This is a genomic window from Algoriphagus antarcticus, from assembly GCF_002150685.1.
GTDB lineage: Bacteria > Bacteroidota > Bacteroidia > Cytophagales > Cyclobacteriaceae > Algoriphagus > Algoriphagus antarcticus.
The window spans coordinates 87,040-107,985 of sequence record NZ_MSSW01000027.1; the positions used below are offsets into that span (position 1 = coordinate 87,040).

General features: G+C 40.5%; 20 protein-coding genes. 16 read left to right on the plus strand and 4 right to left on the minus strand.

Translation table 11 applies throughout. The features are described 5' to 3' along the window. Positions 1 to 31: 31 nt before the first annotated feature. The 7 genes from BVH04_RS10610 to BVH04_RS10645 all read left to right on the plus strand — a co-directional run bounded on the left by BVH04_RS10610 (position 32) and on the right by BVH04_RS10645 (position 8,384). Positions 32 to 604, plus strand: a complete 573-nt coding sequence (locus BVH04_RS10610; protein WP_086541447.1) for a nucleotide exchange factor GrpE — start codon at positions 32 to 34, stop codon at positions 602 to 604. Between the two features lie 4 nt (positions 605 to 608). After that, complete coding sequence (gene dnaJ, locus BVH04_RS10615) at positions 609 to 1,724, plus strand: molecular chaperone DnaJ (protein WP_086541448.1); 1,116 nt, start codon at positions 609 to 611, stop codon at positions 1,722 to 1,724. Between the two features lie 81 nt (positions 1,725 to 1,805). Next, positions 1,806 to 2,693 carry a DUF4097 family beta strand repeat-containing protein gene (locus tag BVH04_RS10620; RefSeq protein WP_240510899.1) on the plus strand — a complete coding sequence of 296 codons (888 nt, stop codon included), beginning with the start codon at positions 1,806 to 1,808 and terminating at the stop codon, positions 2,691 to 2,693. A 21-nt stretch (positions 2,694 to 2,714) separates the two neighbouring features. Beyond that, a complete protein-coding gene (locus tag BVH04_RS10625; protein ID WP_086541449.1) occupies positions 2,715 to 3,608 on the plus strand; it encodes an ABC transporter ATP-binding protein in 894 nt (297 codons plus the stop codon). Further along, positions 3,601 to 4,911, plus strand: coding sequence for an ABC transporter permease (locus tag BVH04_RS10630; RefSeq protein ID WP_086541450.1), 1,311 nt, complete (start codon positions 3,601 to 3,603; stop codon positions 4,909 to 4,911). Before BVH04_RS10625 ends, BVH04_RS10630 begins: the two co-directional genes overlap by 8 nt. A gap of 336 nt (positions 4,912 to 5,247) precedes the next feature. Next, positions 5,248 to 6,483, plus strand: coding sequence for a sensor histidine kinase (locus tag BVH04_RS10640; RefSeq protein ID WP_086541452.1), 1,236 nt, complete (start codon positions 5,248 to 5,250; stop codon positions 6,481 to 6,483). Between the two features lie 320 nt (positions 6,484 to 6,803). Then, positions 6,804 to 8,384 (plus strand): peptide chain release factor 3, encoded by a 1,581-nt coding sequence (locus BVH04_RS10645; RefSeq protein WP_086541453.1) that lies wholly within the window; start codon positions 6,804 to 6,806, stop codon positions 8,382 to 8,384. A gap of 55 nt (positions 8,385 to 8,439) precedes the next feature. Here the strand turns inward: BVH04_RS10645 and BVH04_RS10650 are convergent, their stop codons facing one another. The 3 genes from BVH04_RS10650 to ade form a co-directional block, all read right to left on the minus strand. Then, a complete protein-coding gene (locus BVH04_RS10650; RefSeq protein WP_086541454.1) occupies positions 8,440 to 9,474 on the minus strand; it encodes a BF3164 family lipoprotein in 1,035 nt (344 codons plus the stop codon). Between the two features lie 51 nt (positions 9,475 to 9,525). Next, positions 9,526 to 9,726 (minus strand): hypothetical protein, encoded by a 201-nt coding sequence (locus tag BVH04_RS10655; RefSeq protein ID WP_086541455.1) that lies wholly within the window; start codon positions 9,724 to 9,726, stop codon positions 9,526 to 9,528. A 740-nt stretch (positions 9,727 to 10,466) separates the two neighbouring features. After that, positions 10,467 to 12,092 carry an adenine deaminase gene (ade, locus tag BVH04_RS10665; protein ID WP_086541457.1) on the minus strand — a complete coding sequence of 542 codons (1,626 nt, stop codon included), beginning with the start codon at positions 12,090 to 12,092 and terminating at the stop codon, positions 10,467 to 10,469. A gap of 130 nt (positions 12,093 to 12,222) precedes the next feature. On the opposite strand from ade, the gene cmk reads away from it, so the two are divergent. The 9 genes from cmk (at position 12,223) to BVH04_RS10710 (ending at position 20,017) form a co-directional block, all read left to right on the plus strand. Then, on the plus strand, positions 12,223 to 12,927 hold the full coding sequence (gene cmk, locus BVH04_RS10670; protein WP_086541458.1) for a (d)CMP kinase: 705 nt from the start codon (positions 12,223 to 12,225) through the stop codon (positions 12,925 to 12,927). Further along, positions 12,911 to 13,807 carry a 4-hydroxy-3-methylbut-2-enyl diphosphate reductase gene (locus tag BVH04_RS10675; RefSeq protein ID WP_086541459.1) on the plus strand — a complete coding sequence of 299 codons (897 nt, stop codon included), beginning with the start codon at positions 12,911 to 12,913 and terminating at the stop codon, positions 13,805 to 13,807. Before cmk ends, BVH04_RS10675 begins: the two co-directional genes overlap by 17 nt. Positions 13,808 to 13,940: 133 nt before the next feature. Further along, the gene (locus tag BVH04_RS10680; RefSeq protein WP_086541460.1) at positions 13,941 to 15,293 is read left to right on the plus strand and encodes a Na(+)-translocating NADH-quinone reductase subunit A; all 1,353 of its coding nucleotides are present in this window, start codon (positions 13,941 to 13,943) and stop codon (positions 15,291 to 15,293) included. A gap of 5 nt (positions 15,294 to 15,298) precedes the next feature. Then, positions 15,299 to 16,519, plus strand: coding sequence for an NADH:ubiquinone reductase (Na(+)-transporting) subunit B (locus BVH04_RS10685; RefSeq protein ID WP_086541461.1), 1,221 nt, complete (start codon positions 15,299 to 15,301; stop codon positions 16,517 to 16,519). Continuing rightward, positions 16,506 to 17,270 (plus strand): NADH:ubiquinone reductase (Na(+)-transporting) subunit C, encoded by a 765-nt coding sequence (gene nqrC / locus BVH04_RS10690; RefSeq protein ID WP_086541462.1) that lies wholly within the window; start codon positions 16,506 to 16,508, stop codon positions 17,268 to 17,270. The genes BVH04_RS10685 and nqrC overlap by 14 nt, the downstream gene beginning before the upstream one ends. A gap of 30 nt (positions 17,271 to 17,300) precedes the next feature. Further along, on the plus strand, positions 17,301 to 17,984 hold the full coding sequence (locus tag BVH04_RS10695; protein ID WP_086541463.1) for an NADH:ubiquinone reductase (Na(+)-transporting) subunit D: 684 nt from the start codon (positions 17,301 to 17,303) through the stop codon (positions 17,982 to 17,984). 15 nt (positions 17,985 to 17,999) lie between these two features. Then, entirely contained in the window at positions 18,000 to 18,611 is a 612-nt protein-coding gene (nqrE, locus tag BVH04_RS10700; RefSeq protein WP_086541464.1) for an NADH:ubiquinone reductase (Na(+)-transporting) subunit E, read from the plus strand. A gap of 136 nt (positions 18,612 to 18,747) precedes the next feature. After that, positions 18,748 to 19,377, plus strand: a complete 630-nt coding sequence (locus tag BVH04_RS10705; RefSeq protein WP_086541465.1) for a 3-keto-disaccharide hydrolase — start codon at positions 18,748 to 18,750, stop codon at positions 19,375 to 19,377. Between the two features lie 85 nt (positions 19,378 to 19,462). Continuing rightward, entirely contained in the window at positions 19,463 to 20,017 is a 555-nt protein-coding gene (locus BVH04_RS10710; RefSeq protein ID WP_086541466.1) for a DUF502 domain-containing protein, read from the plus strand. Here BVH04_RS10710 and BVH04_RS10715 read toward each other — a convergent pair whose 3' ends face one another. Further along, positions 20,018 to 20,929 carry a TolB family protein gene (locus tag BVH04_RS10715; protein WP_086541467.1) on the minus strand — a complete coding sequence of 304 codons (912 nt, stop codon included), beginning with the start codon at positions 20,927 to 20,929 and terminating at the stop codon, positions 20,018 to 20,020. It lies immediately after the preceding gene. Between the last annotated feature and the right edge of the window lie 17 nt (positions 20,930 to 20,946).

The window sequence follows — 20,946 nt, forward strand, 5'->3', positions numbered from 1 at the left end:
GCCATTGTACCAACTATTGTCTATTTCAATTATGAATAATAAAGAACAAGTGGATCAAGAAATGAATCTCAATGATGAGAATATAAATGATGCAACTGCTGAAAACATTTCTTCGGAAATGGATTTCGAAGGGGTAGAGCCTCAAAACAGTTCAGAAGATAATAAGCTGGAGTATGAAGTAGCGGATCTGAAAGATAAATATCTTCGTCTATACTCGGACTTTGAGAATTATAGAAAAAGAACTGCTAAGGAGCGATTGGATTTAATTACCACTGCTTCTGAGGAAGTAATTAAGGATATGATTCCGGTGGTCGATGATTTCGAGCGTGCTCTTAAAGCAAGTGAGAATGAGATAGAAGGATCAAAAGTGAGGGAGGGTAATCTTCTTATTTTTCAAAAACTAGTAAATACACTTGGATCTAAAGGATTAAAGCCGATGGAAGATCTTATTGGTAAGCCTTTTGATCCAGAGACCCAAGAGGCAATCACGCAGATACCTGCACCAAGTGAAGATCTGAAAGGTAAAATTGTTGATGTAATCGAAAAAGGTTACGTATTAGGAGATAAAGTAGTGCGCTACGCGAAAGTGGTGACAGGAGCATAATATTATGGCAAAAAGAGATTATTACGAAGTACTTGGAGTTACGAAGTCCGCATCTGCTGATGAAATAAAAAAAGCATATAGGAAACTAGCGATTCAATTTCACCCAGATAAGAATCCTGACAATCCTGAAGCTGAAGATAAATTCAAAGAGGCAGCTGAGGCTTACGAGGTCCTGAGTAATCCAGAGAAAAAGCAACGATACGACCAATTTGGTCATCAAGGTGTTGGCGGTGCCGGAGGATATGGCGGCGCAGGAATGAATATGGATGATATCTTCTCCCAATTCGGCGATATTTTCGGCGGAGGCGGTGGAGGAGGGTTCGGTTCTTTCTTCAATGGCGGTGGCGGAGGCCGACGTACCAAAAAAGGTACAAATCTTCGTGTGAAGATGAAAATGACTCTAGCCGAGATCGCCAATGGTGTAGAAAAGAAGATTAAAGTAAAACGCCATCTAATCGCTGATGGGGTGACCTTTAAGTCCTGTTCTGCTTGCCAAGGATCAGGTCAAGTGAAGAAGGTAGTCAATACCATGCTCGGACAGATGGTTTCGGCCAGTACATGTGGCGTTTGTGGTGGTAGTGGTCAGATAGTTGACAAAAAACCAGCTGAAGCAGATGCCAGAGGGCTTTTGATAAAGGAGGAAGTAATTTCCATCAATATTCCGGGTGGTGTAGCTGAAGGAATGCAGCTAAGTATGTCTGGAAAAGGAAATGAAATCCCAGGTGGAATTGCCGGTGATCTACTTATTGTTATTGAGGAAATTGAAGACAAAGTTCTTCAGCGCGATGGCAACAATGTTATTTACGATCTATATGTTTCCTTTATTGACGCCGCTCTTGGAGCTTCTATTGAAGTGCCTACTATTGAAGGGAAAGTTAAGATCAAGATAGATCAGGGAACCCAAAGTGGTAAAATGCTTCGCTTGAAAGGTAAAGGAATCAAGGATATAAATGGATACATCAAAGGTGATCAGTTAATTATGGTAAATGTGTGGACTCCTACTCATTTGTCTCGAGAAGAAAAAGAAGCTTTAGAAGGTCTTAGGGATTCTGATAATTTCAAACCCGATCCAGGAAATAGCGAAAAATCATTCTTTGACAAAATGAAAGAGTTCTTTTAAATATAAAAATAGCCGGAAGCAATTCTGGCTTTTTTTATATTTTTAAAAAACCTTTTCAATGTCGCCTCGTAACCTTACCGTATGCTTAGAAAATTGTGTCTGCTTTTTCTGATGATGATTGGATGGGTGGCTGTGGGTAAGGCGCAACTTGTTAAGGAGTTTAAAGCCATAGAAAAAAGCGGTTTTGATATGGTTGCTCTTGAGTTCACTACTTATAAGAGTAGCACCCAGCTCAAGAGAACCAAATCCTCTGACCCTGTTTACATTCACGGTCATCTCGATAAAACGAATATTCTCCCTGTCTTTTCACAGAAAATCTCAAATAATATACTTCAGACCTCTCTGATCCATAAGAATGTGGAGTCTGAAAACTTGGGCAAAAGTATTACTTCCAAACTTTTTTCCGGATCCTCAGATGACTTTGATCATAGCTGGAATGTAGCTCTGAGCACTAATTATCTGTATCATTTAGACTTCAATTTGGGAATGGGCAAGTCAGATTTTGACTTGGCAAATCTCACCATCAGTCAGCTTAAAGTGAAAAGTGCCAGTGCTGATGTCACTATACGTTATAGTAGCGATTCTCCAAATCAGGTTCAAATGGATACGCTCTTAGTCACTTTGAATATGGGGACAGTGGTGATAACTAATGCGAATTTCACTAATGCCAAAAAGATGATTTTTGAGGTGAATTACGGTAAAATAGATTTGAATTTTTCGGAAGGAATGCACAATGAAAGCCATGTGATCGCTGCTGTAGGTGCAGGATCAGTTCACATACATTTACCTTCGGATTCTTTTCCCATCAAAATAAAAATGAGAACAACGGCGATGTGTAAAACTTCCTTGCCGAAATATTTAAAAACTTTAGAAAAAGGAACTTACGTCACCAAGGGCTATGATGCTGCCGATCCGAGATTGATGGAATTGATCGTTGATGTTGGCGTCGGTTCGTTAATCGTAGAATAATTAATCCCTACTTTTTGAAATATGCTGAAAATAGAAAAGCTTAATAAATCCTATGGAGCCAATAAAGCGCTGACGGATGTAGATTTGAATGTATCTGAAGGTGTCGTGTTTGGTCTTCTTGGGCCAAATGGTGCTGGAAAAACTACTCTAATCCGAATTATCAACCAGATTATAGATGGAGATAGTGGTGAAGTCTATATAGGGGGTGAACTTCTGGCTCCAAAACATATCGGGTTAATCGGTTACTTACCTGAAGAGCGAGGGCTGTACAAGAAAATGAAAGTCTGGGATCAGATGCTTTACTTTGCCAGACTCAAAGGGCTAAGTCCGCAGGAAGCTAAGATAAAGATCAAATACTGGCTTGAAAAGCTAGAAATGGAGACTTGGAGGGACAAGAAAATCGAGGATCTCTCCAAAGGGATGGCTCAAAAAGTCCAGTTTATTTCTACCATAATCCACAATCCACCACTTTTGATTCTTGATGAGCCCTTTTCAGGCTTTGACCCTGTAAATGCGGAGATTATCAAAAATGAGATTTTGGAACTTAAAGCCAAGGGCACGACAGTCATTCTCAGTACCCATAGAATGGAATCCGTAGAACTGCTTTGCGACCAGGTAGCTATGATCAATCGCTCTAAGAAAATCTTGGATGGCACGATTAAAAAGGTAAAATCCATCTATAGACCAGAGGTTTATTCTGTCACTTTGGATCACCTTACACGAGATTTACCTACTGAGTGGATATCTAAGGAAGACGAAGGGAGCTATAGTTTTACACTTCCACTCAGCGGCAAGAATCCCAATGAACTTCTAAATGAATTGATGCAATACGGACAAGTGAACCGGTTTCAGGAACTAATTCCGAGCATGGAGGAAATTTTTATTCACCAGGTAAAGTCAACAGAAAATGGATAAGATCTGGTTAGTGATTCAGCGGGAGTATGTTTCTCGCGTCAAAAAGAAATCGTTTTTACTCGTCACCTTATTGACTCCATTGATTTTCCCTGCCATTATGGGGGTTTTCGTGTGGATTGCTCTGCAAGAAGACGATAATCAAGCACTTCGGATTATCGAAGTGGTAGATGATAATAAGTTGTTTTTCCTAGAGAGTTCGGAGCAGTACGCTTTTTCATTTTCCGATGCAAGTCATGAGGAAGCCAAACAGCTAGTACAAGATGGAAATCGCTATGGTTTTCTGCACATTCCAAAATTTGACATCAAAGACCCCACTGGAATTTCATTTTATGGAGAGGAGAACCCAAGTATGAGTTTGATCAGCTACTTGGAAAATAATCTTCGAAAGAAAATCGAGGAACAACGGCTTTTTGAAAGTGGTATAGACCCCAAAATCATCAATGATGTCCGCACAAAAGTAGCGATCAAGTCTATCACACTAGATGAGGAGGGCACAGAAACTGTCAGCGATGCCACTGTGAATTATGCGATTGGCTTCGTAGCGGGGATTTTGATTTACATGTTCATTTTCATCTATGGCAATCAGATCATGCAGGGTGTTATAGAGGAAAAGTCTAGTAGAATCGTTGAGATATTGGTTTCCTCGCTCAAGCCGTTTCAGCTGATGCTGGGTAAAATCATAGGTATCGCAGGCGTAGGGCTCACACAGCTTTTGATCTGGATAGTGCTCATCGGCACGTTGACTACGATTGTAACAGGAATTCTGGGGATGCAAATGCCGCAGCAGCAAGCGATGGAATTAGCCAACCCAGAATTGGCTCAAGGCATAGCACAGAACACGGAGATGGTTGATATACTTCTGGTGATCTCAGGAATTAATTACGTGCAGATTGCATTCAGCTTTGTGTTTTATTTCTTGGGGGGCTACTTGCTTTATGGGGCCTTATTTGCAGCGATAGGCTCCGCGGTAGATGCGCCTTCTGACGCACAGCAGTTTATGTTGCCAGTGACTATTCCATTGATTGTTGCTTACATGGGCTTGTTTGTATTTGTGCTGAATGACCCAAATAGTACTACTTCATTTTGGCTTTCTGTCGTCCCGCTGACTTCGCCTATCGCGATGATGGGAAGGGTTAGTTACGGTGTGCCTCTTTGGGAACTGGCATTGTCCATGGGACTTTTGATTGTAGGATTTCTATTCACTACTTGGGTGGCGGGAAAAATATATAGAATTGGAATCCTGATGCATGGCACCAAACCCAGCTACAAAACACTTTGGAAGTGGATCAAAACCAATAATTGATTTCAGAATGGGCTTTCTTGCTTTTCCATAAGCAGGAGATAAATAACAAAAAATCCGGGCTATGAACCCGGATTTTTCTTTTCTGTATTGGGTGTTCTGAAAACATCTTAAGCCACTCTCTTGAATGATGAAGCTTTTCTAACAAAATCTCACTTTCTTTGATTTCCAATCCTATGTCATTCGTATCTATATTTTTGATGGTAAATTTTCTCGGCTTGAATTAAAGTATAAATTTACTTAGTAGGTATATATTTTCCCTGCTGATAAAATCTATCTCTTAGTCATACTATCTATTTGATTGAGGAGTTAGTAACGGTAGTAATTCAAGTTTGATTAATGAAAAAAAGATTTCAAGACCTCACCTCCTTAGATTTTTACACCAACAAGAAGCAAGTCAAATGGATTGTGGTTGCCGCGTCTTTAATCATAGGTGCAGGCTCGATCTGGTACACTAATAGCCTTGTGGAGGAGTTGCGGGAGCGAGAGAGGCGACAAATAGAACTTCTCTCCAGCGCATTGGAGTACGCTGCTACTACTGCGGAGAATCTCACGTTTATTAATCAGGAGATTATTCAGCAAAATTACTCCATCCCCATTATTATGGTGGATGATTCCGATAACCCCATCGAATTCAGAAATATCCCTTTTAAGAATAATGCAAGTGCAGCCGATTCTGTCGAAACGCTAGTAAGGGAGCTTGCTGAGATGCGTGCTGAATACGAGCCAATATTACTTCCAGAAGCGGATATTCAGATATATTATAGAAACTCAGAATTGCTGATAAATCTGAAATACTATCCTTACGTCCAATTGGGAGTTATTTTGGTATTTGGAATGCTGGCTTATGCACTTTTCAACCAAAATAAAATCGCAGAGCAAAATCGCGTGTGGGCTGGACTGACCAAAGAGACTGCTCATCAGCTCGGAACCCCAATTGCTTCTTTGATGGCGTGGATAGATTACTTGAGAAATTCGCCTGTGTGGGAAGAAAATAAGGAGATCATCATGGAGATGGATAAGGACGTGGTGAAGCTGCGGATGGTGACGGAGCGATTTAGCAGCATTGGAAGTAAGCCCGTGATCCAGTCTGGGAATGTCTACGAGGTGATCGAAGAGACAATAAATTACCTGAGGCCTAGGATTTCCACGAAAGTTGACATGAATATTCATGCAGATTCCAAAGATCTGGATGCCATGATGAACAAGCCGCTTTTTGAATGGGTGGTCGAGAACATTTGCAAGAATGCAGTGGATGCAATGAAGGGCAAAGGGAGAATCGACATAGAAATTTTACAGGATAGTGACAAGTATGTTATTATCGATATCACCGACACAGGCAAAGGCATGGAAAAGCGAATGTACAAGCGCGTTTTTAATCCTGGATTTTCCACACGTCATAGAGGTTGGGGATTGGGCTTAACCCTTGCGAAGCGAATTGTAGAGGGCTATCACGGAGGGAGAATCTATGTTAAAAACTCCGAAGTTGGCAAGGGGACCACTTTCAGGATTTTACTTCATGGAAGTCATGAGGGGGCATCGCAGTTTATTACGGAAGGAATACTAGAGTATTGACCTTTGTGATTTACGAAGTTTGAGTTACGATTTACGAGGGCAATTGGAACCTCAATCCTTACCTACCATTTTATACCCCATTTAGTTTTTCAAAAAGCTCAGAATTGTAGTTTGCTGTTAACACTGAGGAAAATCTCGTAATCGAAAATTGTTGCTTAGCTCTTTCCATTTTTTTAATAATAAATGTCGACCGACGAATAGCGAATGATGAAGTTTGCCAAAGAGGAACCTCAGGCGGGAATTTTCAATTTTTCAATTTTAAATTCTAAAATTCCCTTCGCTCTTTTTTCCTTACCTTTGCCCGCTGAAATACATGCCCCATGAGTTTGAAAGAAGAAATCCAGAAGCGTAGAACCTTTGCCATTATTGCTCACCCTGATGCAGGCAAGACAACTTTGACTGAGAAGTTGCTGCTTTTTGGTGGTGCTATCCAGACGGCAGGCGCGGTGAAATCGAATAAAATCGATACCGCTACCAAGTCGGATTGGATGGCAATAGAAAAGCAAAGAGGTATCTCCGTAGCGACTTCTGTCATGGGTTTTGAATACAAAGACATCAAGATCAACTTACTTGATACCCCCGGTCACCAGGATTTTGCTGAAGATACCTATCGCACACTTACTGCAGTCGATTCTGTAATTATGGTGATTGACTGTGTGAAAGGAGTGGAGATTCAGACGGAGAAACTCATGGAAGTTTGTCGGATGAGAAATACTCCGGTGATCTGTTTTATCAACAAACTCGATAGAGAAGGGCGCGATCCCTACTCGTTGATCGAAGAAGTTGAACAGAAGTTGAACATTCAGTGCCGCCCACTTTCCTGGCCTATTGGCATGGGGAAAAGCTTCAAAGGAGTTTACAATTTGTTTGATCATAAACTCAATCTTTTTACCCCATCGCAGCGAAAGCTTAGTGATGTTCGTCAGTCATTTGAAGATGTGAATGATCCAGAATTGGAAAAATTAATAGGAAAGAGCTATGCAGACCAACTGCGTGAAGATGTGGAATTGATCGAGGGAGTTTATCCTGAGTTTGATCCTACTGAATATTTGGAGGGAAAAGTTGCGCCGGTTTTCTTTGGCTCAGCAGTGAATAACTTCGGCATCAATGAGATGCTGGATACCTTTATCAAAATAGCTCCAGCTCCGAAGAGCCGCAGAACGGAGGATCGTGAAGTCAAGCCTGACGAGAAGAAGTTCTCAGGTTTTGTATTTAAGATCCACGCGAATATGGATCCGAATCACCGAAATAGAATAGCTTTCTTGAGAATTTGTTCAGGAACTTTTGAGCGAAATAAGCCTTACAATCACGTAAGAGGGCCGAAGCCCTTGCGCTTTTCCAATGTAACGCAATTTATGGCTCAGGATAAGGAAATGATCGACGAGGCATATCCGGGAGATATTGTGGGATTGTATGATACAGGGAATCTAAAGATAGGGGATACACTGACTGATGGAGAAGACATGCAGTTTGTCGGGATCCCAAGTTTCTCCCCGGAGATTTTCAGAGAAGTGGTGAATAAGGATGCTATGAAGACTAAGCAGCTCGAAAAAGGCTTGAAGCAACTCATGGAGGAAGGAGTCGCGCAGCTATTCACCTTCGATATGGGTTCTAGAAAAGTAGTCGGAACAGTCGGGCAACTTCAGTTTGAAGTAATCCAGTTCCGATTGAAAAACGAATACAATGCTACTGTAGAATTTCATCCGATGAACCTATACAAAGCCTGCTGGATCACGAGCAAGGACAAAAAGCAGTTGGATGAATTTGTTCGCTCCAAAAACCGTCACATCGCCCATGATAAAGACGGTAAACTGGTCTTTATGGCCGAGTCAAAAGCCTGGCTTCAGATGGTAATGGATAATTACCCTGAGATAGAATTCCACTTTACTTCGGAGTATTGATATGAAAAACCCTCCAGATTTTTAAAATCTGGAGGGTTTTTTAAGAAGTTTAAAGTTAATCTAATTCGTAGCGGGTCAAGTTGGGCTTCCCATCATCATGATAGGATATTAGAAAGTCATCATCACTTGAAACAGTAATAAATTCTACTTCATGATCCAAATTCAATCTCTTTATTTTATTCCCCTCCCAATCATATACTAGCATTATTTCACTTAGATAAGGATCGACGGAGAAATCTTTTCCAGAGAAAAGGAGATAGATGTAATTATTTGTTACTGAGCTTGATATAAAACCAAATTTGTTTTCCTGATTAAGGTTTGAAGATATGCTTTTTTCATCATCATTAGGTTTTGTTTCTGGAGCCCAACCTTCAAATACATAAGAAGATTTTATCTCCGTATCTCCATTAATATTTAATATTTCAAAGTATGGAGCATATTTAGTGGTGCATAGTATTTTATCTCCAGATGGTTTTAAAATAAGATCTCCTTGTTGACTCATTGGAATATTACCTAACTGTGCATTTCCATCCGTGAACGGGTAGGGGATATCCAAGACTTCAACTTCATTAGAATTTGCTTTTGCCAATGCAAATTTTAAATCAAATATTCCAGTACCAAAAAAGGTAGAATCACCTATTTTTAGTAGTTTTTGATAATTGAAATTGAATGACTTAGATGTTTGATTAAAACAGGAATCTATGGCTATATCACTATCGACCTTAATATCTACTTCTTGATACTTCCAGTTTTTTCTACCATATAATCCAATTGTATTTGATTCAGACCCTATTTTTTGAATTGTAGTAGGGAAGATTATCTCACAAGGCCCTTCTCCGATTTTCCCAAATCTACGTAAGCTATTGCTGTTATCTAGATTGAATATTTTAAAATGAAATTCATCTGGATCTGAAACTATTAACTGATTATTTGCTAATTCTATATCAAAGGCTTGGTTTAACTTAGCTGAGAAACCTAAATATTCACCTTTTAGGTCTATTTCTTTTGGGAAGTCATTGAAGAAGGATTCCGAATCCCTTGAAGTAGTACAAGAAGATAGAATTAGTATAAATGCGAAAATCTTTTTCATAGGATTGTAAAAAATGGCGAGAAAACTTTTCCCACCAAAGGTTAAAATGATTTAACATGGGCTTGCTTTGCCGTAGAAAATATGGATAGTGGTAACGGGGTCACCTTCCTCATTCTCTTCTTCGGAAATTACTCTTGAGCACTCATCACTGCCTGAGCTACATCTTGTGCAATCTTCGACTGCCATTGAAGGACTGACAAATGCAAATGTGCTCATCGCCAATACGCCCGAAAATAAAATTAATTTTTTCATTTTAATTAAAATTTAACTTAGAAAACCCCTTTGAGTAAGCGGATTCGTCTTCCCTATCAGTTGGCCAATAGATCACTAGCAGTATAGGTAGGGGAGGGTAAAAAATCAACTGATTTATAAAAATATTTTAAAGAATTAGAAATCAGTAAAAAATAAGGTTTCAAACTTAAATTTATGTCCATGAAAAACATTCGTTTCAGATGGTAATTGATAATCATCCTGAGATAGAATTCCACTTTACTTCGGAGTATTAAGAATTTCACTTTTCTTAATAGAGATAAAGTGCAAGTATTGCTACGTTTACGAGTATTCGGACGATGAACGCAATGTTATTGTTGAGTGGTTTTTCGATTTTTTCCTTGTGTTTCAGGCTTTTTATAAGGTAAAAAGTAGATATAATAATCGTTAATGAAACGATGATAAGTATTGGGAGAATTAGGAATTTAAAACCATTAACTCTGCTTATAAGGAAACTTGCTACAAAGCAGATCATCGTCACTATACTTCCAATAGAATGAGCTTTTTTAATTTGAGATACAAGATTGTCGGTCATATTTTTCATAAACATGGAGGACTAGTGAGCTTTTAAAAACACGTCTTCACACTCAAACTGCTGCCCGTTAAATAGGCCATTATTAAAATGGTGATTGACAATAATTCTGTGATAGAATTCCACTTTACGTCGGAGTATAGACCAACTAAACCTGCCAGATTTTGAAAATCTGGCAGGTTTTTTCTTACTACGAAATAAAAACCTCCTCAAACTCAAACCGCTGCCCATTAAACAATCCCTTGTCACTCAACTTCAAGTCTGGGATCACCAACAAAGCCATAAAGCTCAGTGTCATAAAAGGAGAATTTAAGGTTGCTCCCATATCCTTCGCCATTTTGTCTATTCGGGTGTAAGCGGCTGCAACTTCGTAGCCGTCGGATGCAGACATGATTCCTCCGACAGGTAGAGGAAGTATATCTTCTTGGTCTCCAGAAACTGCAGAAACTCCGCCTTTAGCTTTGATGATCAGATTGACAGCTTTGCAGATGGATTCATCATCGATTCCTACTGCGATGATATTATGAGAGTCATGCCCTACGGAAGATGCAATTGCTCCAGTTTTTAACCCAAAGTTTTTGATAAATGCGACAGCTGGCGGAGCATCTTGATAGCGATTCACCACTGTGATTTTCAAGATGTCTTTGGCAGGATTTGATTCTGCATATCCATCTTTGATTAGAATCTCACCGGAGATTTCTGGGGTAATCAATTGCCCATCCAAGGCTTCTATCACTCTGACTTTAGCCCCTTTTGCTTTGATCTGAAAGTCTTCGGGTTTTTTGAGAGAAGTATGGAAATTATTGATGATGTCGTTCTGGATAGGCTGAATCAGTGTTTTTCCATTTTCTGCCACTTTCTCTCCATTTATATAGGTGCTGATGACCTGGAAATCTTTTAAGTCTTTCACCAGAATAAAATCTGCAGGATCGCCTTCTCTGAGTTGTCCCACATTTAGAGAGTAATGAGCGATTGGATTTAGGCAAGCTGCCTGAAGTACGTTAAATACATCCTTGCCTTTTGCAATAGCTCGGGCGGCTAGTTCATTGATATGTGAAACCGCCAGATTATCCGGATGCTTATCATCCGAGCAAAACATAATCATCTCAGGATATCTATCGATGAGATCTATCAGCGCCTCGAAGTTTTTCGCAGCGGAACCTTCACGGATAGCGATTTTCATCCCGAGCTTTAATTTCCCCAAAGCCTCCTCAGCCGTAAAGCACTCATGATCGGTACTTGGCCCTGCATTTACGTACTTTTCTGCAAGTTCTCCTTTTAGTCCAGGAGCATGTCCGTCTATTGGTTTTCCATATTTCTTTGAGATTCGGATTTTCTCCATCACCAGTTCATCCCGATTCACTGTGCCAGGCCAGTTCATCATTTCTGCCAAGTAATGAATCTCAGGACGAGACATCAGATTTTCTATATCCGCTGAATCGATTTCTCCGCCGGCTGTCTCGAAAGGTGTAGCAGGAACGCAAGAAGGAGCTCCGAAATAGAATTTGAAAGGAACCTGTTTTCCATTCTCGATCATATATTCGACTCCTTGCATACCACAAACATTGGCGATTTCATGCGGATCGGAGACTGTGGCCACCGTACCATGAACTACGGCAAGTCTGGCAAATTCCGAAGGGACAAGCATAGAAGATTCTATATGCACGTGTGCATCGATAAATCCCGGCATTAAATAAGGCAAGGATGGATCAGCTTCGATTTTCTCCAGTTTGGATATTTTGCCTTCCATGAAACTGAGAGAAACAGAATAGATTTCACGGTTTGGGATGTCTACGAATTGACCTTGGATCTGCATAGAAATGTGCTGGAAAATTAAATGGAGAGAATCTTTATAAGCGATTCGATTCCACGGTTTGGAGATAGGTTTAGATTAAAACTACTATATTTGCGCAGTAATAAAAAAACGAATCAAGCGGGTTTTTTGAATGAATAAAATCGTCATCGCCATTGATGGATATTCGGGATGTGGGAAGAGCTCCACGGCCAAAGCAGTTGCAAAGGATCTGGGATACACTTACATTGATTCCGGAGCCATGTATAGAGCGGCGACTTTATATTTTTTGGACAATTTCCTTTCTCCTACCAACCCACACGATGTGGAAAAAGCATTGGGGTCATTTGAGGTCTCTTTTCACACTAATCCCGACTCAGGCCATCAGGAAACTTATCTGAACGGGTTAAATGTTGATAAAAAGATCCGAACTATGCGCATCACTGAGAAAGTAAGTGAAATAGCCACTGTAGGAGCTGTAAGAAAGATATTAGTGACCCAGCAGCAAAAGCTTGGGAAAAAAAAGGGAGTAGTCATGGACGGTAGAGACATTGGCTCAGTAGTATTTCCTGAGGCGGAATTAAAAGTATTTATGATTGCCAATCTGGACATACGTGCAGAAAGACGGCAGCAGGAATTGCTGTCAAAGAGTGAACTTGTCAAATTGGAAGCCATCAAGAAAAACTTGGCAGAAAGAGACAGAATAGATTCTTCTAGATCAGAGAGTCCATTGAAAAAGATGGCTGATGCGATCGAAATAGATACAAGTGATATTTCCTTTGATGAGCAGGTAGCAAAGATTGTGCACGCGGCAAGACAAATCATTGATAAACAAGAAAGCTATGCAGGTAACCATTGATAAAAACTCTGGGTATTGCTTCGGCGTCGAATTTGCCATCAAAATGGCAGAGGATGAGATGGAGCAAAGCGACCAGCTGTATTGCCTAGGCGATATCGTCCATAATGACATGGAGGTTTCTCGTCTAAGCGCAAAAGGTTTGGTGGTGATAAATCGCGAGGAACTTTCAGGATTGCATGACTGCAAGGTATTGATTCGTGCGCATGGTGAGCCGCCTGAGACCTACAAAACTGCCCTACAAAATAACATTGAGTTGATTGATGCTTCTTGCCCAGTTGTGCTGAAGCTGCAACATCGAGTGAAAAGCGCTTTCGACAAGATGGAGCGTGAGGAAGGTCAAATTGTGATTTATGGCAAAAAAGGCCACGCAGAAGTAATTGGCTTGACTGGTCAGACACTGGAAAAAGCCATAGTAGTGATGGAAGACGCTGATTTGGAAAAAATAGATTTTACCAGACCAGTGACCCTCTTCAGTCAGACTACCAAAAGCACCAAAGGCTTTTATGAGATTTCCCAGAAAATAGAAAAGCGAATCCAGGCCACTCAAAAAGAATTGAGTCGGGAGACTTTCAACGCAAATGATTCTATCTGTCGTCAAGTTTCTAATCGTGAACCACAATTACACAGGTATGCTCAGGAAAATGACGTGATCTTGTTTGTGTCAGGCAAAAAAAGCTCCAATGGAAAAGCATTGTATCAAGTTTGTCTTGGGCAAAATGAAAGAAGCTACTTCATAGAAAACGAGACAGAAATAAATCCTGACTGGTTTCAAAAAGATGAAAAAGTTGGGATTTGTGGAGCAACTTCTACCCCAATGTGGTTGATGGAGCAAGTCAAATCCTATGTGGAATCACTCGAAGAAGGAGTTCTTTCAGTATAAATTAGAGATATTTAAAAAGTCAGGATGCCATTCTTCCAAAAGTTCAAACATTAAAGTTCATATACCCTCAAATTAAAAAGGTTATTCATTAGATTTGGGGCGTTTTTCAAAAGCTCATAGTTCAAAAACAGATATGTCTAAAATAGTGAAGCTTAAGAAAGGTTTTGACATCAACATGGTGGGAAAGGCTAAGCAAGAGCTTGCTGATTTCGCCCGGGCGCAAACCTTCGCAATTAAGCCGACAGACTTTATAGGGCTCCAACGCCCAAAAGTTCTAGTCAATGAAGGAGATACCGTAAAGGCAGGTACTCCAATCCTGATCGACAAAGCATTGGATCAAGTAATTTATGCGGCTCCTGTTTCCGGCAAAGTTGTCGAAGTGAAGCGTGGAGATCGTCGCAAATTACTTGAAGTCAGTATTTTGGCGGATGCTACCATCACTTACGAGCAGTTTGGTCAAGTTGATATTGCTTCTCTGGATAGAGATGCTTTAGCAGCTAAATTGGCGGCAAGTGGTATATGGCCAAATATCATCCAAAGACCTTTCGGTGTAGTAGCAAATCCTGCTGATACTCCGAAGAGTATTTTCATATCTGCTTTTGATACGCATCCTTTGGCTCCTGATTGTGCTTTTGCGTTGAAGGGACAAGAGAGATATCTTCAGGCAGGCATAGAGGCATTGGCTAAACTGACAAGTGGCAAGGTTCATTTGAATATTGATGGTTCTAAGGCTGTTCCAGCGGTTTTTTCAAATTTGAAAGGCGCACAAATGAATAAGTTCTCTGGCCCACACCCTGCTGGTAATGTAGGCGTTCAGATTCATCACCTTGACCCTATGAACAAAGGTGAAATTGCTTGGACTGTCTCTCCTTCTGGAGTAGCTCAGATCGGCAAATTTATTTTGGAAGGTATTTACGATGCTTCGAAAGTTATCGCTGTTACCGGGTCTGAACTGACTAAGGCTGCTTATGTAAAGACTTACAGCGGAGCTTGTGTTTCTACTTTCGTGAAAGGAAATCTTAATTCAGGTCATGTAAGAGTGGTATCTGGAAATGTCCTGACGGGAGAAAAGATTTCATTGGAAGGTTTTCTTGGTTTTTATCACAACCAGATTACAGTAATTCCAGAAGGTGATTACTACGAATTCATGGGTTGGGCAAAGCCTACCACTAGATTGAGCTACCATAGAGCACTTGGGTTGCTTTCTTTCCTTACTCCAAACAAAGAATTCGTTTTGGATTCCAACGGCAGAGGAGAAGAAAGAGCATTCGTGCAGACTGGTGTTTTTGAATCAGTTACTCCAATGGATATACTTCCAGTTTATCTTTTGAAAGCCATTATGGCGGAGGATTATGACGAAATAGAAGAATTGGGGATCTATGAGATCGTGGAAGAAGATTTAGCTCTTTGTGAGTTTGTGGATGTGTCAAAGCATCCCGTGCAGGAGTTGGTGAGAAAAGGAATTGAATTAATCCAATACAGTTAATCCATATGAAGTTTCTAAGAGATTTATTGGACAAGCAGAAGCCACTTTTCGAAAAAGGTGGAAAGCTTGAAAGTCTATATTACGCATTTGAGGCAGGGGAGACATTCATGTTTAGCCCTAAGCATACTACAGGTATCAAAGGTGCACAAGTAAAAGATGCCATTGACCTAAAGAGAATGATGATCACGGTGGTAATCGCCATGATTCCATGTTTGCTGTTTGGTATTTATAACACAGGCCATCAGCATTTTTTGGCTACTGGCGGGACTACAGGACTTTGGGAAGATTTTGGTGACAAAACCTGGGTCGGAGTAAAGTTGGTTTTACCTATCATTATTGTTGCTTATGCAGCTGGTGGTATTGTAGAAGCGATTTTCGCAGTGATACGAAAGCACCCAATCAACGAAGGTTTCTTGGTAACCGGTATGCTAATTCCATTGGTTGTGCCAGCTACTACGCCCCTGTGGCAAGTTGCTTTGGCTACTGTATTCGCAGTAGTGATAGCAAAAGAAGTATTTGGTGGTACCGGGATGAACATTCTTAATGTCGCTATGACGGCAAGAGCATTCTTGTATTTCGCTTATCCTGCACAGATTTCCGGTGATCAGGTTTGGACTTACTTAGGAGATAGGACGCCAGTGGATGGTTTCTCTGGAGCTACAGCTCTTGCTGTAGTGTATAATGCAGGTGTAGATGGAACCCAGTCTGCTGTAGAAGCATTGAATTTGCATAATGTGGAAGCACTCAATCAGAGTCTATTCAATTTTACAAATATGTTTATGGGGTGGATTCCAGGTTCAATTGGTGAGACATCAACTTTAATGGCTTTGGTAGGAGCCCTGATTCTAATAGGAACAGGAGTAGGTAGCTGGAAGATTATAGTTTCCGGTTTTGCAGGAGCTTATATCATGGGATTTGTAATGAATCTTTTGGCGGTAAATGAATACATGGCTTTGCCTCCTCAATATCACTGGGTAATGGGTGGCTTGGCATTTGGTATCGTCTTTATGGCAACTGATCCGGTATCTGCCTCACAAACAGAAACAGGCAAATGGATATACGGTCTTTTGATCGGAATCCTAACTGTGATCATTCGAGTGACTAATCCAGCATATCCTGAGGGAATCATGCTTGCAGTTCTATTCATGAACGTGTTCGCTCCACTCATCGATTATTATATAGTTAAGGCAAATAAAACAAGGAGGTTACAACGTGCAACAGTCTAATACATATATTATTACGTTCTCCGTCATACTGACGGTGGTTTTGGGATTACTTCTGTCAGGTACTTCGCAGGTGTTAGGTCCTAAGCAGAAGGAAGCTATGGCTTTAGATAACAAAAAGCAGATACTTGGTGCATTGATCCCTGGAGAAGAGATTGCTGTAATGACTCCGGAAGAAGTCAACTCATATTATGAAAGCAGAGTATCTACTATTGTAGTAGATATCAATGGTAAGGAAGTGAAAGAGCGAGATGGAGTCGCAGTGACAGCTGAGACTGTGGACATAGCCAAAAATTATAAGAAGCCAAAAGAGGAAAGACTGTTTCCGGTTTATATTTATCATGCTGAAGGCAATCCAGAAGATGTAGCAAATTACGTTTTGCCACTTTATGGTGCAGGACTTTGGAATGCTATCTGGGGATATATAGCTTTGGATACCGATATGAATACTGTAGGAGGTATCACTTTAGCACATGCTGGTGAGACACCTGGACTTGGTGCACGGATTACTGAACAAGAAGTACAGTCTCGCTACGTTGGAAAGGAAATCTATGACGAATCTGGAAATCTAGTAGCAGTAGAGATGCAAAAGGGTGAAGGTTATGATTACTCCGGAAGTCCACACAAAGTAGACGGAATGTCAGGTGCTACGATTACTGCAAAAGGTGTTAATAATATGCTCGAGAACTATCTTGGTTATTATCAAGCTTACATAGAAACTAAAAAGTCATCTACCACTGTAGCTGTACTTTAAACAAATTATCAACTCAAGAATTTTAAAGACATGAGTGCTGAAACTGTAGAAAAAGCGATTGCGAAAAAGCCCGCCGAGGCTTTATTGTCTAAGCGAAGGAAGAAATTAATATCAGATCCTTTAGTGGATGATAATCCAGTGACAATTCAGGTATTGGGGATTTGTTCTGCTTTGGCAGTTACTACCCAGATGAAACCTACGCTTGTTATGGCAATAGCTGTAATATTTGTGATTGTTATGTCCAACTTCGTGATTTCTTTGATGAGAAATACTGTTCCTGGACGTGTTAGAATTATAGTACAGCTAGCCGTAGTAGCCACTTTGGTAACTTTGGTAAACGAGTTATTGAAGGCTTTCGCCTTTGATATGTATAAGGAACTATCCGTTTTCGTAGGACTTATCATTACCAACTGTATCGTCATGGGACGGTTGGAAGCATTTGCTATGGGCAATAAACCATACGACTCAGTATTGGATGGATTTGGATCTGCTTTGGGGTATTCTTGGATTATATTAGCCGTTGCATTCTTTAGAGAATTGTTTGGCTCAGGATCTTTGTTTGGTCTGCCTATTTACGATTATATCTCTGGTTTATTTGGACCGGACTTCACATTGGCCACGAATGGATTAATGGTGTCTCCTGTTGGGGCATTTATGATTTTGGGAATCATCATCTGGGTACAGCGTACCAAGACAGGTTATGTTGAACACTAATTAATTAGCGAAAAAATGGATTTATTTAATTTAGGTATTCGGTCGATCTTTATCGACAATATGATTTTCGCTTACTTCCTTGGAATGTGTTCATTTTTGGCTGTTTCCAAAAAAGTAAGTACTGCCATGGGACTTGGTGCTGCTGTTATTTTTGTATTGACAGTTACGGTTCCTACGAACTGGATGCTAAACGAATACGTGCTGAAAGAAGGAGCACTGGTTTGGATTAGCCCTAGTTTAGCTGAGATTGACCTTTCATTCTTGCAATTTATCATGTTCATCGCCATCATAGCTGCTATGGTTCAGCTGGTAGAAATGATCGTCGAGAAATTTGCCCCAGCACTTTACGGAGCATTGGGAATATTCCTTCCTTTGATTGCAGTAAACTGTGCCATTCTAGGTGGATCACTTTTCATGGCTCAGAGAGATTATACTTTGGCCGAATCTACGGTTTATGGTTTTGGTTCAGGTATTGGATGGTTGTTGGCAATTGTGGCCTTGGCTGCAATTCGCGAGAAGTTAAAATATTCTCATGTGCCGAATGGCCTGAAAGGTTTGGGTATTACCATGCTGTTGACTGGATTAATGGGATTGGCATTTATGTCCTTCATGGGTATTGATTTGTAATCACATTCAGTTTGAGAATATATTTGAAAGCTCTGGGAAAGTATCTCAGAGCTTTTGTTTTTAGTGGTAATTGATTTTAATCAATTTGCTTGTAACTTTTACCTTTAAACTTACTGAACCAATAAACCCCCGTCTTATGAAAACTCTTTTGACCCTCTTATGCTTTCTGGCATTCTCTTTTTCAGTTTCCGCCCAAAGTGGTGACTGGATAGAGCTTTTCAACGGTAAAAACCTTGATGGCTGGAAGATCTCTGAAAATTCCGAATCTTTCCAAGTGGAAGATGGTGTAATCAAAGTAGCAGGGCCGCGTGGTCATGCTTTTTATATGGGAGAAGTAGCTAGTCATGATTTCAATAATTTCGAAGTGATCGCTGAGGTGAAGACCATGCCGGGAGCAAACTCAGGTATTTTTATTCATACAGAATATCAAGAAGGTGGCTGGCCAAATGTAGGCTATGAAATCCAGGTGAACCAAAGCCACACTGACTGGAGAAAAACTGGTAGTGTATATTCCTTCCAAGATGTGAAAGATGTCTATGTGAAAGATGGCGAATGGTACACGGAGCATATCATCGTAGAAGGTGATATCGTAACCGTGAAAATCAACGGAGAAACTGTCAATGTCTATGACCAGTCTAAAGATGAGAATCGTAAAGGAGATCTAGGTGTCAAAAAAGTTGATCATGGTACTATTGCACTTCAGGCTCACGATCCCAAATCTGTGATCTATTACAAAAGTGTGAAAGTAAAAATCCTTCCTGATTAATTCTGGAGAAAAATAAACAGAAAGTATTTTCAAGCATAAATCCTGATTATTATTGAGTAATAATCAGGATTTTTATTTTACAACCATGTCATTTACATATAGGCGCATAATTTCTTATTTTCTCAGAGGTCTGCTATTCGTCATTCCTTTAGCAGTGACACTCTATATCATCTATCAAACGATCCTTTTCCTGGATAATCTGATTCCAGTTCCCTTGCCGGGAATTGGGATTTTGATGGTCTTAGCGTTAATCACCTTCGTGGGATATCTGGCGAGCTTATTTTTTGCTCAGCCTATTTTTGACTGGTTTGAGCGGGGACTCGTCAAGATTCCATTAGTAAATATAATTTACACTAGCATTAAGGATTTGATGGGGGCTTTTGTAGGGGATAAGAAGAAATTCTCCTCCCCAGTCAAAGTGCAACTTAGCGATACACTTATCCGATTGGGGTTTATTACGCAGGATGACATGTCAGTAGTCGGTGAGGCGGACATGGTAGCCGTTTATTTTCCACACAGCTATAATGTCTCTGGAAATGTGTTCTTGGTACCTAGGGATAAAGTAACGCCTCTAGTTGGGGTCAAAAGCTCTGACGTGATGAAATTCATGGTGTCAGGCGGTGTGTCGCCGCTTGTGTAATCATGGCTTATGATACCTCACAAAAGCTATCCATTCTCCATCGGGTGACCAGCTATGCACGTTGATCGTCCCTTGCCCTCCGTAGAAAACTTCCGTTAGATCTTTGATCTCTTTTGTCTCGACGTCTAGCAAGCGAAGCTTGACATCTTTGCCAAACGGGTGAGAACCTTTCTGATCTTTTAGGTATGAAATAATTACTGCTGATTTATTGTCTGGAGACGGATGTGGAAACCAATTGTCCAATGAATCATTCGTTAGTTGCTCGGCACCAGTGCCATCGGGTTTCATTCGATAGGCTTGCATTCTTCCTGTACGGTTGGAGTTGAAGTAAATCCAATTGCCATCATAAGAATATTCAGGGCCATCATCAAGACCTTCTGCATCTGTAATTCTTTTCTCTGTACCTCCGGCTGTTGGGATGGAGTAAATATCCCAAAGGTCATTTCGTTCAGCGCAATAAACCAGTGTTTTGCCATCTGGACTAATGCCATGCCAATAGCTTGGATGGTCTGGTGTGATTAATTTTGGCTCACCTCCAGCAAGAGGGACGGTATAGATTCGGGATCCAAAGTCTTGATCGCTTTTGCTGATTACCAGAAGTTTCCCATCGAAACTTATCCCGTGATCATTATTCGCCCGAGAGATTTTATCTGGCTGAATTTGTCCTAGTTTATTCCCATCTAAATCTATTTTCTCAAGAAATCCACCGGAATTAATGAGCAAGAATTTACCGTCTCTGGACCAATTTGGAGCTTCGAAATGTCTGATTTCTTTTAAGATTGTTTTTTGTTCTCCAGATTTTACGTTGAGGATTACTAGCTCACTGGAAGTTCCCTCTGGGACTTGTTGTGCATAGAGCGTAATAGAAGATAAGAGGAAGATTAATGAGAAAAGGATTTTTGGGTTCAGCATGGTGGGTTTGGGGTGAT

Excerpts from the sequence above, each read along its gene's own strand:
- BVH04_RS10620 (WP_240510899.1), top strand. The coding sequence starts at position 1,806 with ATGCTTAGAAAATTGTGTCTGCTTTTTCTGATGATGATTGGATGGGTG.
- ade (WP_086541457.1), bottom strand. The coding sequence starts at position 12,092 with ATGCAGATCCAAGGTCAATTCGTAGACATCCCAAACCGTGAAATCTAT.
- BVH04_RS10645 (WP_086541453.1), top strand. The coding sequence starts at position 6,804 with ATGAGTTTGAAAGAAGAAATCCAGAAGCGTAGAACCTTTGCCATTATT.
- cmk (WP_086541458.1), top strand. The coding sequence starts at position 12,223 with ATGAATAAAATCGTCATCGCCATTGATGGATATTCGGGATGTGGGAAG.
- BVH04_RS10610 (WP_086541447.1), top strand. The coding sequence starts at position 32 with ATGAATAATAAAGAACAAGTGGATCAAGAAATGAATCTCAATGATGAG.
- BVH04_RS10680 (WP_086541460.1), top strand. The coding sequence starts at position 13,941 with ATGTCTAAAATAGTGAAGCTTAAGAAAGGTTTTGACATCAACATGGTG.
- BVH04_RS10675 (WP_086541459.1), top strand. The coding sequence starts at position 12,911 with ATGCAGGTAACCATTGATAAAAACTCTGGGTATTGCTTCGGCGTCGAA.
- BVH04_RS10715 (WP_086541467.1), bottom strand. The coding sequence starts at position 20,929 with ATGCTGAACCCAAAAATCCTTTTCTCATTAATCTTCCTCTTATCTTCT.
- BVH04_RS10630 (WP_086541450.1), top strand. The coding sequence starts at position 3,601 with ATGGATAAGATCTGGTTAGTGATTCAGCGGGAGTATGTTTCTCGCGTC.
- BVH04_RS10650 (WP_086541454.1), bottom strand. The coding sequence starts at position 9,474 with ATGAAAAAGATTTTCGCATTTATACTAATTCTATCTTCTTGTACTACT.
- nqrE (WP_086541464.1), top strand. The coding sequence starts at position 18,000 with ATGGATTTATTTAATTTAGGTATTCGGTCGATCTTTATCGACAATATG.
- BVH04_RS10655 (WP_086541455.1), bottom strand. The coding sequence starts at position 9,726 with ATGAAAAAATTAATTTTATTTTCGGGCGTATTGGCGATGAGCACATTT.
- dnaJ (WP_086541448.1), top strand. The coding sequence starts at position 609 with ATGGCAAAAAGAGATTATTACGAAGTACTTGGAGTTACGAAGTCCGCA.
- BVH04_RS10695 (WP_086541463.1), top strand. The coding sequence starts at position 17,301 with ATGAGTGCTGAAACTGTAGAAAAAGCGATTGCGAAAAAGCCCGCCGAG.
- BVH04_RS10710 (WP_086541466.1), top strand. The coding sequence starts at position 19,463 with ATGTCATTTACATATAGGCGCATAATTTCTTATTTTCTCAGAGGTCTG.
- BVH04_RS10705 (WP_086541465.1), top strand. The coding sequence starts at position 18,748 with ATGAAAACTCTTTTGACCCTCTTATGCTTTCTGGCATTCTCTTTTTCA.
- BVH04_RS10685 (WP_086541461.1), top strand. The coding sequence starts at position 15,299 with ATGAAGTTTCTAAGAGATTTATTGGACAAGCAGAAGCCACTTTTCGAA.
- BVH04_RS10625 (WP_086541449.1), top strand. The coding sequence starts at position 2,715 with ATGCTGAAAATAGAAAAGCTTAATAAATCCTATGGAGCCAATAAAGCG.
- BVH04_RS10640 (WP_086541452.1), top strand. The coding sequence starts at position 5,248 with ATGAAAAAAAGATTTCAAGACCTCACCTCCTTAGATTTTTACACCAAC.